This window comes from Streptomyces sp. NPDC001480 (assembly GCF_042894725.1).
GTDB lineage: Bacteria > Actinomycetota > Actinomycetes > Streptomycetales > Streptomycetaceae > Streptomyces.
In genome coordinates, this window is the sequence record NZ_JBIAVX010000001.1 from 91,699 (window position 1) to 104,637 (window position 12,939).

Here is a 12,939-nt window from a genome sequence, read left to right on the forward strand (position 1 = left end):
GGCCCTCCCGGCAGGCACGTCCCCGCCACCTCGCCCCCGACTTAGCGAAGGCATGCCTTACTTCGATGATTCGATGACCATCATGACTACACCCGTGTAGTCGGTTGGTCATGAAGCGGCAATGGCGAGGCAAAAGCCGGGGCGAAAGCCGGGTGCGGACCCCACTCACAACGCCTTGCGGCGGACCAGCATCCCCAGCACCAGCAGTCCGGGCACCAGCGGCAGCCACACGGTCAGGAGCCGGTAGCCGAGTACGGCGGAGGCGGCCGCCGCGGCCGGCGCTCCGGACGCGGTCAGCGCGAGGCCGAGTGCCGCGTCGAGTGAGCCCAGGCCGCCCGGCGTGGGCAGCAGGGCGGCGGCGCTGCTCGCGGCGAGGTACAGCAGTGCCACGCGCACCGGTGGCAGGGGCAGCGCGACGGCCCGGGTGACGGCGATCAGCACCAGGGAGTGCAGTGCGGCGAAGGCCAGTGAGCCGCCCCACAGGGCCGCCGCGCGGTGCGGCCTGGCGTGCACGGCGCGGATGTCGGCCAGTACGGTCGCCAGGGCGGCCCGGCAGCGGGGCCACAGCGGACTGGCGAGCAGGCCGGCCACCAGCACGACGGCCGCGAGCACGACGGCCAGGGCGGCCGGGGGGACGTGCGGGATCCGCAGCAGACCCGGACAGAAGGGCGCGAGCGCCGCGATCAGCGCGCCGCGGACCAGGGCGCCCGCGGTGGCCTTGACCGCGAGCGCGCTGGCCGATCGGCCCGGCGCGAGCCCGCAGCGCATCAGGAACCGCAGGTTCACCGCCCCGGCCCCGAGCCCGGCGGGCAGCACGTGGTTGGCCGCGCAGGCGGCGAACTGGGCGGCCACCAGGCGTCCGCCGGGCAGCCGCCGGACGACCGCGCCCTGCTGGGCGAGCGCCGAGGCGGCCCAGGTCCCGACCGCCGCCGTCGCACCCACCAGCAGCCAGCCCTGGTCGGCGACGGCGAGCCGCAGGGCGCCCGTCTCCAGGAGCGGCCAGTGCCTACGGGCCAGATAGACCGCGCAGGTCAGGACGGCGAGGCAGACGGCGGTGTGTCCGTACGCCCGGCGGCGGCCGGCGCCGGTGGCGAGGCCCGCCGGGGACGTCATCGGCGGCCGGCCGGTACGGCGTAGTGGATGCGCAGCCCGGCGAAGGGTACGGACGGCCAGTCCCGGGCGTACGCGGGTGGCCGTGATCCGGCGGCTACGAGCGTGGCGACCGGTGTGCGGTCGGCGGTGCGGGCGATGTCCCGCGCGGTGCTGTTGGCGTTGTGCCCGGCGGTGGCCGCGGAGGAGCAGCCGGCGTAGAACGCGATCGGGACGGACTCGTGCCCGGTGAGCAGGCAGGGCGGGCGGACGCCGAGGCGGTGCAGCTCGGCGGCGGTACGGGTCCAGCCGCGGTGGGAGGCGGTGGTGCGGTCGACGGTGTGCACCAGGACGCCCAGCTGGACGGCGAGGTGCACTGCCAGACCGAGCGTCACCAGCGTCACGGCCACGGTCCGCCGGGTGCGGCCGGGAACGGTCACCAGGTGGGCCAGCGCGCCGGCCACCGGGAGCGCCAGCAGGGCGTAGGCGGGCAGCAGGAACCGGGGCGCCGCGTATCCGATCATGAACAGGTACGGGAAGGCGACCGTCGCCCCGCACGCCAGCGGCACCAGGGTGGCGGGTGTGCACCGGGCGCGGACGGCGACGACGAGGCCGAGCACCGCGAGCAGCGGCAGGGCGAACCACCAGAGGGTGAGCAGCGGGTGGGGCAGCGCGCCCGTGCAGGGGCGGCACAGGGCCCGCCCGCCCAGGCTGCGCAGCTGGTCGGCGACGGCGACGTGCCAGCCCAGCCCGCCCTGGATCGCGGAGCCGTCGGCCAGCCGCCGGGCGAGACCGCCGTAGCTCACGTACGCCTCGACCACCCAGTCGGCGGCCCCGGCCGCCAGTCCGGCCAGGAGCACGCCGAGGAGGTGCCAGCGGCGGCGCCACAGGGCGAGGACCAGCAGGGGAAGGGTCGCCCAGACCGCGTCGGTGGGCCGCATCCAGGCCATCAGCGCCCCGCTCGCGGCCAGCCCCCACAGGGCGGCCCGGTCCGTGCGGTCGGCGACGGCGCGGAGGAAGCAGGCGACGGCGGCGAGCGCGCCCACGGCGACCCAGTAGTTGGGCATGGCCTGCGGGCCGTAGAAGAGGGTCACCCACAGCGACGCGAACAGGGCGCCCGCAAGGGCCAGGACACGGACCGGGAAGAGCCCCCGCCAGGCGCGCAGCGCCAGGAACAGGGCGAGGCCGGACAGTACGGCCAGGTAGATCCGCAGCAGCGGGGTGGACGAGGACCAGGCCGCGACGGGTGCGACGAGCAGGGAGACGCCGCGGGCCCGGGGCGCGCTGAAGAAGGCCGCCGGGGCATGGGGGCTGACCTGGCTGACGTACACGGTCTCGTCCCAGCCGAGGCCCATGCCGGGCCGGACGAGGAGGAGCTGGGCCAGGGTGAAGACGGCCGCGACGACCGCGAGGGGACCCTCGGCGCGGGCGCGCCGGGTGCCGCGGGGCGCGGTCCACGGACCGCCGCGGCGGGTCCGGCCCAGTGTGGCGTGCGCACTGCCTGACATCATCCACCCTTCATCCCTACAGCTTGTAGGGTTCGAAGCACCCTACAGCTTGTAGGGCTACGGGCGCGAAAGCATGCGAAAGCAGAGAAGCAGGGCCAAATTAACCGGCAGCGAGCCCCACCGCAGGGCGAACACGGCCATCCGTTTGACGGCCCTACGCGCTGTAAGGTTGTGGCATGGCTGGCACAGGTTCCCCGGGCAGAGCGGAGCGGCGCAGCGCCGGGGCGCTGGAGAGCGAGGTGCTGGCCACGCTGTGGGCCACGGAGCGACCGCTGACACCGGCCGAGATCCAGACCGAGATCGGCGGCGGTCTGGCGTACAACACCGTGCACACCATCCTCAAGCGGCTGTTCGACAAGGGGCTCGTGCTGCGCGACGCGAACGGGCGGCGCGGCGCCTACCGGCCCGCGAAGAACGCGGCCGAGCTGACCGCCGAGGCGATGCACGACGCCCTCGACCGCGGTCCGGACCCCATCGCCGCGTTGCAGCAGTTCGTGTCCGGGCTGAGCCCCGAGGAGGAGCGGGCCCTGCGCGATCTGCTCGGCGGAGGCGGCGCATGAGGATCGACGTCTACACCCCGCTGCTGCTGTCGCTGCTGCTGCGACTGGTCGGTCCGGTGCTCGGCCGGCGGGTGGCGCCCGCGCTCGCCGCCCGGGTGCTGACCTCCGCCGCCGTGCTCACCGCGGCGGCCACCACCTGGTCCCTGGTGCTGCTGGCGGCCGCGTTGGTGGGCGACGCTCCCCCGGTGGTCGCCGAGGCCCGGGAGGACGGGCACCGGCTGGCCGATCCGGTGCCGGGCGTCATCGGGATCGCCGCGTGCCTGGCCCTCGCCGTCGTCGCCCGTCGCGTGCACCGTGCGGTGCGCGCCGAGCGCGGCACCCGGCGGGCGCTGCGGCGGCTGTCGGCGGGGCATCCGGGGGACACCGAGCTGATCGTCGCGGCCTCGGACGTGCCGCAGGCGTTCGCCATTCCCGGCCGGCCCGGCCGGATCCTGGTCACCTCGGCCATGCTGGGCGCGCTCGGACCGGCCGAGCGCCGGGTGCTGCTCGCTCACGAGCGGGCCCATCTGGCGCACCGGCACGGCTTCCTGGTGACCGCGGCCTCGCTCGCCGCGGCGGCCGACCCGCTGCTGATCCCGGTCCGCTCGACGGTGGGCTTCCTGGTGGAGCGCTGGGCGGACGAGCGGGCGGCGGCCGCCGTCGGCGACCGTGACACCACGGCGCGCGCCCTGGCCCGCGCCGCGCTCACCGCGGGCGGCGCCCGTACCGGCTGCGCGCTCGGCTTCACGGACCGCGCCGTCACCCGCCGGATCGCGGCCCTCCAGACGGCCCCTCCCCCGCGCCTGTGGACCGCCGCCGCGGCCGTCCTCGCCCTCGGCGCCCTGCCCGCGGTGGGCGCCGCCGACGCGACCGGTGACCTGCTCCGACTGCTCACCGGCGTGCTGAGCTGAGGCGGGCCCCGGTCAGCGGCTGACGGGCCTGCGGTGCGGTGGTTGCTGCGGGGCCGGCCGCGGTCTCACCGGGGGCACGGCGCGGACGGCCGGCTCGTCGGGGTGCAGGGTGAGCCGGTCGCCGTGGTGGCCGATGGTCAGCGGGGGGCCGTCCAGAAGTGAGTACGTGGCCTTGTCGGCGTGCACCTCCACCCGCAGCCGGCGGTCGAGGTACCGCACGGTGAAGGCCAGGCGGCGCAGCTTCTCCGGCAGCCGCGGGGCGAACCGCAGCCCGTCGCCGTCCCGGCGCATCCCGCCGAAGCCCGCCACCAGCGCCATCCAGGTGCCGGCCAGCGACGCGATGTGCAGTCCGTCGCGGGTGTTGTGCTCCAGGTCGGCCAGGTCCATCAGCGCGGCCTCGGCCGCGTAGTCGTATGCGAGCGGCAGATGGCCCGCCTGGGCGGCGATGACGGCCTGGCAGCATGCCGACAGGGAGGAGTCCCGGACGGTGAGCGGCTCGTAGTAGGCGAAGTTGCGGGCGGTCTGCTCGTCGTCGAAGTATCGGTCGCAGACGTACATCGCCAGCACCAGGTCGGCCTGCTTGACGACCTGTTTGCGGTAGAGGTCGAAGTAGGGGAAGTTCAGCAGCAGCGGGTACTGGTCGGGGCGGGTGTGCGCGAAGTCCCACTGCTGGTAGCGGGTGAAGCCCGCGTGCTGCTCGTGCACGCCGAGGTCGTGGTTGTACGGGATGTGCATGGCCTCGGCGGCGTCCCGCCAGGCGGCGCTCTCCTCGTCGTCGACGCCGAGCCGGGCCGCCGCGCGCGGATGGCGCTCGACGGCGTCGGCGGCGGCCAGCAGGTTCTCCCGGGCCATCAGGTTGGTGTACGTGTTGTCGTCGGCGACGGCGCTGTACTCGTCGGGTCCGGTGACGCCGTCGATGTGGAAGGCGCCGTGGTGGTCGTGGTGGCCCAGGGAGCGCCACAGGCGGGCGGTCTCCACGAGCAGTTCGACGCCGGTGTCCTGTTCGAAGCCGGTGTCCCCGGTGGCGGCGACGTAGCGCACCACGGCACTGGCTATGTCGGCGTTCACATGGAAGGCCGCGGTGCCGGCGGGCCAGTACGCCGAGCCCTCCGAGCCCCCGATGGTGCGCCACGGGAACGCGGCGCCCTCCAGGCCGAGTTGGGCCGCGCGTTCCCGTGCGGAGTCCAGTGTGTTGTACCGCCAGCGCAGCGCCTCGGCGACGGCCTCGGGCGCGGTGTAGGTCAGCAGGGGCAGCACGAACATCTCGGTGTCCCAGAACGCGTGCCCGTCGTAGCCGGAGCCGGTCAGCCCCTTCGCCGGGATCGCCCGCTGCTCGGCGCGGGCGCCGGCCTGGAGGACGTGGAAGAGGGCGAAGCGGACGGCCTGCTGGATCTCCTCGTCGCCATCCACCTCGACGTCCGCGCGGGCCCAGAAGTCGTCCAGGTAGGCGCGCTGTTCGTCGAGCAGGCCCGGCCAGCCGTCGTGCGCCGCGGCGGCGAGGGCCGCGTCGACCTGGTCGCTCATCGCGGGCAGCGAACGGGTGCCGGACCAGCCGTGGGCGACGAGCTTCTCCACCCGCAGCCGCTGGCCCGGCTCCAGGACGGAGGTGACCGTCAGCCGGGCCACGTCCGGGCGGCTCTCGCTGCTCGTGGTGGTCCGTTCGGGGCCGCTGACGACGTGGTCGGCGGCCGCGGCGACGCGCAGCCCGCTGTTGCGGGTGCGGTGCACCAGGCGCAGCCGCCTGCCCGAGGCGAAGTCCTCCTCCGGCTCCAGGGGCGACTGGAGGGCCATCGCCGCGCGCGGGTCGCCGTTGGACTCCGGCAGCTGCTCGTTGGCGACCAGCTCGGACTGGATCACCACCCGGGCCCGGTTGCCGACGGGTTCCACCTCGTAGGCAACGGCGGCCACCGCGCGCTGGGTGAGCGAGACGAGCCGCGTCGAACGCACCCGTACCGTGGATCCCGTGGGAGAGGTCCACTCGCAGGTCCGCTCCAGCACGCCGCGCCGCAGGTCCAGGGTGCGCTCGTGGTGTACGACCCTGCCGTAGCGCAGGTCGAACGGCTCGTCGTCGACCAGCAGCCTGAGGATCTTGCCGTTGGTGACGTTGATGACCGTCTGGCCCGACTCCGGATAGCCGTAGCCCGCCTCGGCGTACGGCAGCGGGTGCACCTCGTGCACGCCGTTGAGATAGCTGCCGGGCAGGCCGTGCGGTTCGCCCTCGTCGAGGTTGCCGCGCCAGCCGACGTGGCCGTTGGACAGCGCGAACACGGACTCGCTCTGGGCCAGCACGTCGAGGTCCAGGTCGGTCTCGCGCACGGTCCACGGCTCGACGGCGTACGACCGCTGGGTGATCACTCCTTGCCCCCCAGTTCGGCGAGGTCCTCGACGACGATGTCGGCGCCGTGCGCGTACAAGGCGTCGCTCTGGCCGACCCGGTCGACGCCGACGACGTACCCGAAGCCGCCGGAGCGGCCCGCGTCCATGCCGGCCAGCGCGTCCTCGAACACGGCGGCCTGCCGGTACTCGACGCCGAGATCACGGGCCGCGGCCTGGAAGGTGTCGGGGTTGGGCTTGCCCGGCAGGCCCCGCTCGGCGGCGACCACGCCGTCGATCCGGACGTCGAAGAGCCGCTCGGCGTCGATGGAGCGCAGCACGTCGCGGGTGTTGGCGCTGGAGGAGACGATCGCCGTCCTCAGTCCACCGGCCCGGACCGCCTCGATGTAGCGCAGCGTGCCCTCGTAGGCCTCCACGCCCTCGGTACGGATCTTCTCCAGGAGCAGTTCGTTCTTACGGTTGCCCAGCCCGTGCACGGTCAGGGCGTCCGGTGGGTCGTCGGGATCGCCCTCGGGCAGTTCGATGCCCCGGGAGGCGAGGAAGGTGCGCACTCCGTCCGCGCGCGGTCGGCCGTCCACGTACTCGTCGTAGTCGGCGACCGCGTCGAACAGCCGGGCGCGCTCACCTTCGTATCCGCGCAGGAAGTCGTCGAACGTCTCCTTCCAGGCGGCCGCGTGCACGACGGCCGTCCTGGTGACGACCCCGTCGAGGTCGAAGAGGCAGGCCTGGATGGTGTCGGGCAGACCGAGTTCAGTCATACCCAGCACACTTCCCCACATGACGGGTTCCAGTGGGTGGTACGCGCCACACTCCGCATGAACGGCGGATGACAGACTCTCCCCCGTGCCCGTGACTTTCGATGACCTCCTCACCCGCGCTCGCTTCCTCGCCGAGGGCCGCCCGCGCGCCCTCCTCGGCATCACCGGCAGCCCCGGGGCGGGCAAGTCGACGCTCGCCGAGCACCTGGTGCGCGCGCTGAACGGCGCCGGGGAGCCCTGGGTGGCGCACGTCCCGATGGACGGCTTCCACCTCGCCGACGCCGAACTGGACCGTCTGGGCCGCCGGGACCGCAAGGGCGCGCCCGACACCTTCGACGCGGCCGGGTACGCGGCCCTGCTCGGGCGGCTGCGCGAGGAGCGGGACGAGGTGGTGTACGCGCCGGGCTTCGAGCGGGTGCTGGAGCAGCCGGTCGCGGGCGCGGTCCCGGTGCCGCCGTCGGCCCGGCTGGTGGTGACGGAGGGCAACTACCTGCTGCTCGGCACAGGCCCCTGGTCCCGTGTACGGCAGCGGTTGGACGAGGTGTGGTTCTGCGAACTCGACGAGCCGGAACGCGTCCGCCGGCTCGTCGCCCGCCACGAGGAGTTCGGCAAGGACCACGACACGGCGGTGGCGTGGGTCCTGGGCAGCGACCAGCGCAACGCGGACCTGGTGGCGGCGACCCGGGACCGGGCGGACCTGATCGTTCCGGTGTCCGCCCTGCCGCCGGGCGCGTCCGCGGCGTGAGCCAAGCGTGCGGGGGGGGCCGCCGAGCCGTTCCAGGACGAGCGTCACCCACGCGAGGCGTGCAGAGTGACACTCAGCGTGTGCGGGCCGAACCCGCCGAGGCAGACGCGTGGCCCGGTCGTCGCGTCGGTCCCCCGCAGCAACGTGTAGTCCTGCCCCGGGTCGTACCGCAGCAGGTCGCCCTGGTCCGGCCCGGCCGGCGGTTCGCCCGAGTGGACGTCGGCCTCGACCCGGATCTCGTCCTCGCCCATCCGGTACGTCATCGCCCCGGAGCCGAGGCACCAGCGTCCTTCGCCCAGCGGTTCGGCGCCGTGCACGACGCCGCCCGGCCGGAAGGTCAGTTCGAGTGCCCACGGCACCCGCGGACCCGCCATGTCGAACCGGAGGTCGGCACCGTCGTCCCGGAGTTCCACATCGACGCGGGTCGTCAGCGAGACCTCGTCCCGCGGCCGCTGCCCGAACGACATAGCCGCCGAGAAGCGCCCCTCGTCCGTCATCTCGTAGGCGCCGTCGACCCGGTGCTCGGCCGGCGGGAGCGGCTGGTAGTAGGCCGCCGTGAGGGTTTCGGTGAGCCGGTACCGGCCGTCCCCGAGGCGTGCCATGTCCGTGGCACGGAAGGGGCCCAGGTCGAAGAAGCCCCGCGACAGCCGCACGGCGTCGAGGACCGCGTCGCCGGCGAAGAGCCGCAGGAAGGTCGGGTTACTGGCGAGGCCCGACCGGATACGCCGGTGCTCGGGCACGTCCGAGCCGCCGTACACGACCGTGTGCGCGGTGGCGGAGGCGTGGGAGGCGAGGCGCGCCGTGGTGATGTAACGGTCGCGGGGAAGGGCTTCCGGCTCCGGTGCCGGCAGTTCGCGGCACAGGTCGGGGGTCAGGATGGTCTCGGCGAGCAGGTTGTCGTCGTCGATGCCGCGGGCTGCCGCCAGCCGCGCCGCCCGGCTGAGGTCGCCCCGGCCGGTACGGATCGCGAGCAGCCGGTAGTGCGGCAGGTAGGGCGCCAGGGAGAACGTGTGGTTCTGGTCCTGCCGCCGCGAGTGGACGGTTTCCACCGTGCCGTCCGGCCTGATGAGGTCCAGGGTCGCGGTGAGGTTGCGTTCGACGGCGTCCCGCAGGTCGGTGCGGCCGAGGACGTCGGCAAGCAAAAGCAGCGACGGGTTGGACACGTGGGCGGCGTAGTTGGCGCTCCGCTCCGAGTACAGGCCCTCGGCGTCGATGTCGACGCCCTCGGCGAGCCACGCGTCGATGCGGTCGAGCAGCCGGCCGTCCGGGAACGACCGGTGCAGCCGGGCCAGCGCCGCGCACAGTTCCCACCGGTGGTTCGGCGTGTGCACCCCGCCCGTCCGGAGGCTTTCACAAGCCGCGCCGGCGATCTCGGCGAGGGCTGTGGCGGCCTCCCGCAGTTCCGGCCCTGCGCCCGTGGCGAGGACGTGCGCGTCGCACACGTCGTTGATGGTGAACGCGGAGTCCGGGGGCGACTGCACGTTGTCGCCCCCGGCGAAGAGACCCGAGGGGGTCTGAAGGGCCCTCAGAGCTGCGAGGTGGGTCATCGCGGCGGCGACGGCCCGCTCGCTGCCGTGCAGCGTCGACTCCGGTGAACGGTACGCCGCGAGCAGTGTCTTCACCCGGCGTGCCAGACCACGGTGGGGCACACCGGCCGGTTCCTCGTCCGGGCGGGCCGCCAGCGGGACGGCCACCGGGTCGGCGGCGCGGGCCACCTCGCGGACGAACTCGCGGTCGAGCGTGATCTGCACGGTCAGTCCTTCAGTCCGGCGTTGATGTCGGCGCCCATGACGTAGCGCTGGAAGACCAGGAAGATGGCGATCAGGGGAACGATGGAGATGACCGATGCGCCGAGCAGCACCGACCAGTTGATGTTCTGCGCGCCGACGATGCTCTGGATGCCGATCTGCACGGTGAACTTGCCCGGGTCGTTGAGCATCAGCAGCGGCCAGATGTAGTCGTTCCACCGCCACTGGAAGGACAGGATGGCGAGGGTCAGCATGATGGGCCGGGAGAGCGGCACCATGATGCGCAGGAAGATCGACAGTTCGCGGGCGCCGTCGATGCGTGCGGCTTCGACGAGTTCGTCGGGGACCGTCAGGAAGAACTGGCGGAACATGAAGCATCCGGTCGCGGTGAGCACGGCCGGGAGGATGATGCCGGCGAACGAGTTGTAGAGGCCGAGGTTGCGGACGACCAGGAACTCCGGGGCGAGCATGACCTCGGACGGCAGCATCGTGGTGGCGAGGATGCAGAGGAAGAAGACCTTGAGCCACTTGTTGTCGTACTTGGCCAGCGCGTAGCCGGTGCAGCAGCTGACACCCACCGTGAGGATCGTCGTGATCACGCACACGATGGCCGTGTTGGCGAAGTACTGGGAGAAGTTGGCACTGCGCCAGGCGGTCAGGTAGCCCGAGAGGGTGGGGTGGTGCGGAACCAGCGTCAGCGGATAGGAGAACAGGTCGCCGGCCGGTTTGAGGGAGCTGAGGATGAACCACAGCACCGGCAGCCCGTAGAGGCACGCCATGATCCACAGCAGTGTCGTAGCGGACACCGCCTGCCGGAGCCCACCGGTGGCCGCTCCGCGAGGCCGCTTCTTGTAGACGACCGGTCCGGTGTCGGCGTCGACCGGGCGTGGCATGTCTGTGGTTGTCATCGGTTCTCCACCCGCCGGTTGACGATCAGCTGGACGATCGCGACGGCCATCAGGATGATCATGAGCACGAATGACGCGGCGCTCGCGTAGCCGATCTGGCCCCGTTTGAAGCCGGTCTCGTAGATGTACTGGACGAGGAGGTTGTTCGACGTTCCGGGTCCGCCGTTGTTGAGGGCGACGAACACCGGGTACTCCTTCATCGCGTTGATCGTGTTGAGCAGGATGACGATGAACGAGGTGGGCGCGATGCTCGGCAGCGTGATGCTGAAGAACTGCCGCCATGGGCCGGCGCCGTCGAGCGAGGCCGCCTCGTAGTACGACACCGGCACGTTCTTGATCGCCGCGATGAACAGCAGCATCGAGAAACCCGTCCAGGCCCAGGACGCCGCCATCACCACCACGATCAGCGACAGGTCGGCGTTCGACTGCCACGGGACGGCGCTTCCGCCGAGCTTCTCGATGACGTAGTTGACCAGTCCGAAGTTCTCACCGAACAGCCACCGCCACAGGACACCCACGACGATGGGCGACAGCAGCCACGGGATGAAGAAGATGACCCGCGCGACCGACGCGCCCTTGGCGTGCTTGCTCACCACCAGGTTGGCGGCGAGCAGCGAGAGCGCGAAGTTCAGCGGTACGAAGAGCACGGCGTACAGCAGCGTCCGGGTCAGCGCGTCGTAGAACGTGGAGTCCCCGAACAGGTTGTGGTAATTGTCCAGTCCGACGAACTGGAACGCCCCCACGCCCGTGTAGTTCGTGAAGGAGTAGACGAGCCCGATCACCGCCGGCCAGACGAAGAACAGCGCGAAGAGCACGACATTGGCCGCGATGAGGACGAGCGGCGCGATGGTGTAGCTGCTGCGTCTCCTGGGCGGGCTCGCGGACACGTCCGAGGCGCGTTTTGTCATCTTCCTGACTCCGTGCTGGTGGAATGGAACCTTCTGAAGGCCGGGCGGCGGCGTCTCGACCCCGCCGCCCGGCCCGTCGGCCTACGATCCGCCGCCGACCTGCTGGTTGTAGCCGGCCACGATGTTCTCCAGGGCCTTGTCGGGCGACTGCTGGCCGTTGATCGCCTTGCCGAGCTCCGTCTTGGTCGGGTCCTCGGTGAGGCTCTTGCCCTTCAGCACCCACGCCGTCTGCGCGCCGTTGAAGTAGCCCGAGATCGGGGCGTAGAGCGGGATCTCCTCGTTGTACAGCTTGAACGCCGCCTGGGCCGCCTGGGAGGTGAAGGGGTACTTCGGGCTCAGGCCGCTCTCGACCGGGAGGAACCCGGAGGTCTCGACCAGCTCGGTGTACTGCTTCGGGTCGTACACCCAGGACATGAACTTCTTGGCGGCGGTGGCCGCGGCACCGTTGTTGTTGAAGCCGACCATCATGCCGCCGCTGTTGACGTCACTGGCCTGCACCGGCTGGGCGGGGGTCGGGACGCTCGCCCAGTCGAACTTCTTGATGCTGTCCGAGAAGGCGGCGACCTGCCACACGCCGGACCAGTAGGCGGCCACGTCACCGCTCTGGAACATGGCCGACGGGTCGGCGCCGCTGGTCCACACCGACTTCGGCATGACCTTGTCGTCGTTCCATCCGACGAAGGTCTTCACGGCCTTCTTGGTCGCGCTGTCCACCGAGAACTTGCCGGAGGAGTCCGCGTGGACGTACTTCCCGCCCATCTCGTACACCATGGCGCGCAGCCGGGACGGCGACTGGTCGAACGTGAGGGAGTACTTGGCGCCGGTCTTCTCGCGGACCTTGTTCGCCGCCTTGATGAAGTCGGTCCACGTCCAGGTCTTCTGCGGCGAGCTCGGGAAGGAGACGCCGGCCTTCTTGAACAGCGTCTTGTTGATGAACAGGCCGGACGCGGTGACGTCCGAGGGTATGGACAGCACCTTCCCGGACGAGTCCTTGGCGAGGAAGTTGCCGTTGATGTTGTAGCTCTTGTTGTTGGCGATGGAGCTGAGGTCGATCAGCTTGTTCGACCAGATCGGGTCCAGCGCCGGCACGTCCGCGACGTCGGGCAGGGAGTTCGCCTGCGCGGCGTTGTGCAGCTTCGTCGGGTAGCCGTCGTAGGGGATGTTGACGAGCTTGACGTCGACGCCCGTTTCCTTCTTGTACTGCGCCACCAGCTTCTTCCAGCCCGCGTCCTGCCCCGGGACCGTGGAGATCCAGAACGTCAGCGACTTGGAGGTCCCGCCCGAGCCGGAGCCCGACCCCCCGCAGGCGGTGAGGAGGAGGGCACCTGCCGAGGCCACGGCAGCGAGGGGAACCAGGCGGCGCATACCGCCGCGGCCGAGTCGGCGGGAGCGCCGCACACCCACAGTGGTCATCTTCGATCCCATTTCTTCGGAGGGACGGAGCACGGCGCCGGCTGAGGCGGCACTGGTGCATTTTCTGAAGGAGAAGTC

At 71.9% G+C, this 12,939-nt stretch carries 11 protein-coding genes; 3 read left to right on the top strand and 8 right to left on the bottom strand.

What is annotated here, in order from left to right:
• Positions 1–165: 165 nt before the first annotated feature.
• Both ACFY01_RS00460 and ACFY01_RS00465 read right to left on the bottom strand, forming a co-directional pair.
• Positions 166–1,113 (bottom strand): lysylphosphatidylglycerol synthase domain-containing protein, encoded by a 948-nt coding sequence (locus tag ACFY01_RS00460; protein WP_390733388.1) that lies wholly within the window; start codon positions 1,111–1,113, stop codon positions 166–168.
• Positions 1,110–2,597, bottom strand: coding sequence for a hypothetical protein (locus ACFY01_RS00465; RefSeq protein ID WP_390734011.1), 1,488 nt, complete (start codon positions 2,595–2,597; stop codon positions 1,110–1,112). The genes ACFY01_RS00460 and ACFY01_RS00465 overlap by 4 nt, the downstream gene beginning before the upstream one ends.
• A gap of 176 nt (positions 2,598–2,773) precedes the next feature.
• On the opposite strand from ACFY01_RS00465, the gene ACFY01_RS00470 reads away from it, so the two are divergent.
• Positions 2,774–3,157: a BlaI/MecI/CopY family transcriptional regulator gene (locus ACFY01_RS00470; protein WP_390733389.1), complete on the top strand. Its 384-nt coding sequence runs from the start codon at positions 2,774–2,776 to the stop codon at positions 3,155–3,157.
• On the top strand, positions 3,154–4,047 hold the full coding sequence (locus ACFY01_RS00475; protein ID WP_390733390.1) for a M56 family metallopeptidase: 894 nt from the start codon (positions 3,154–3,156) through the stop codon (positions 4,045–4,047). The genes ACFY01_RS00470 and ACFY01_RS00475 overlap by 4 nt, the downstream gene beginning before the upstream one ends.
• Positions 4,048–4,059: 12 nt before the next feature.
• On the opposite strand, the gene ACFY01_RS00480 is transcribed toward ACFY01_RS00475, so the two are convergent.
• Positions 4,060–6,402 (bottom strand): glycoside hydrolase family 65 protein, encoded by a 2,343-nt coding sequence (locus tag ACFY01_RS00480; protein WP_390733391.1) that lies wholly within the window; start codon positions 6,400–6,402, stop codon positions 4,060–4,062.
• Positions 6,399–7,139, bottom strand: a complete 741-nt coding sequence (locus tag ACFY01_RS00485; protein ID WP_390733392.1) for an HAD family hydrolase — start codon at positions 7,137–7,139, stop codon at positions 6,399–6,401. The genes ACFY01_RS00480 and ACFY01_RS00485 overlap by 4 nt, the downstream gene beginning before the upstream one ends.
• Before the next feature lie 85 nt (positions 7,140–7,224).
• On the opposite strand from ACFY01_RS00485, the gene ACFY01_RS00490 reads away from it, so the two are divergent.
• Entirely contained in the window at positions 7,225–7,884 is a 660-nt protein-coding gene (locus tag ACFY01_RS00490; protein WP_390733393.1) for a nucleoside/nucleotide kinase family protein, read from the top strand.
• Between the two features lie 44 nt (positions 7,885–7,928).
• On the opposite strand, the gene ACFY01_RS00495 is transcribed toward ACFY01_RS00490, so the two are convergent.
• The 4 genes from ACFY01_RS00495 to ACFY01_RS00510 form a co-directional block, all read right to left on the bottom strand.
• Positions 7,929–9,635, bottom strand: a complete 1,707-nt coding sequence (locus tag ACFY01_RS00495; RefSeq protein ID WP_390733394.1) for a hypothetical protein — start codon at positions 9,633–9,635, stop codon at positions 7,929–7,931.
• Between the two features lie 2 nt (positions 9,636–9,637).
• Complete coding sequence (locus tag ACFY01_RS00500; RefSeq protein ID WP_390733395.1) at positions 9,638–10,540, bottom strand: carbohydrate ABC transporter permease; 903 nt, start codon at positions 10,538–10,540, stop codon at positions 9,638–9,640.
• Positions 10,537–11,448: a carbohydrate ABC transporter permease gene (locus tag ACFY01_RS00505; RefSeq protein WP_390733396.1), complete on the bottom strand. Its 912-nt coding sequence runs from the start codon at positions 11,446–11,448 to the stop codon at positions 10,537–10,539. The genes ACFY01_RS00500 and ACFY01_RS00505 overlap by 4 nt, the downstream gene beginning before the upstream one ends.
• 81 nt (positions 11,449–11,529) lie before the next feature.
• Positions 11,530–12,861 (bottom strand): extracellular solute-binding protein, encoded by a 1,332-nt coding sequence (locus ACFY01_RS00510; RefSeq protein WP_390733397.1) that lies wholly within the window; start codon positions 12,859–12,861, stop codon positions 11,530–11,532.
• Between the last annotated feature and the right edge of the window lie 78 nt (positions 12,862–12,939).

Bases quoted from the DNA above. Each gene is read 5' to 3' on its own strand.
- ACFY01_RS00460 (WP_390733388.1), bottom strand. From the start codon at position 1,113: ATGACGTCCCCGGCGGGCCTCGCCACCGGCGCCGGCCGCCGCCGGGCG.
- ACFY01_RS00510 (WP_390733397.1), bottom strand. From the start codon at position 12,861: ATGACCACTGTGGGTGTGCGGCGCTCCCGCCGACTCGGCCGCGGCGGT.
- ACFY01_RS00470 (WP_390733389.1), top strand. From the start codon at position 2,774: ATGGCTGGCACAGGTTCCCCGGGCAGAGCGGAGCGGCGCAGCGCCGGG.
- ACFY01_RS00485 (WP_390733392.1), bottom strand. From the start codon at position 7,139: ATGACTGAACTCGGTCTGCCCGACACCATCCAGGCCTGCCTCTTCGAC.
- ACFY01_RS00465 (WP_390734011.1), bottom strand. From the start codon at position 2,597: ATGTCAGGCAGTGCGCACGCCACACTGGGCCGGACCCGCCGCGGCGGT.
- ACFY01_RS00500 (WP_390733395.1), bottom strand. From the start codon at position 10,540: ATGACAACCACAGACATGCCACGCCCGGTCGACGCCGACACCGGACCG.
- ACFY01_RS00505 (WP_390733396.1), bottom strand. From the start codon at position 11,448: ATGACAAAACGCGCCTCGGACGTGTCCGCGAGCCCGCCCAGGAGACGC.
- ACFY01_RS00475 (WP_390733390.1), top strand. From the start codon at position 3,154: ATGAGGATCGACGTCTACACCCCGCTGCTGCTGTCGCTGCTGCTGCGA.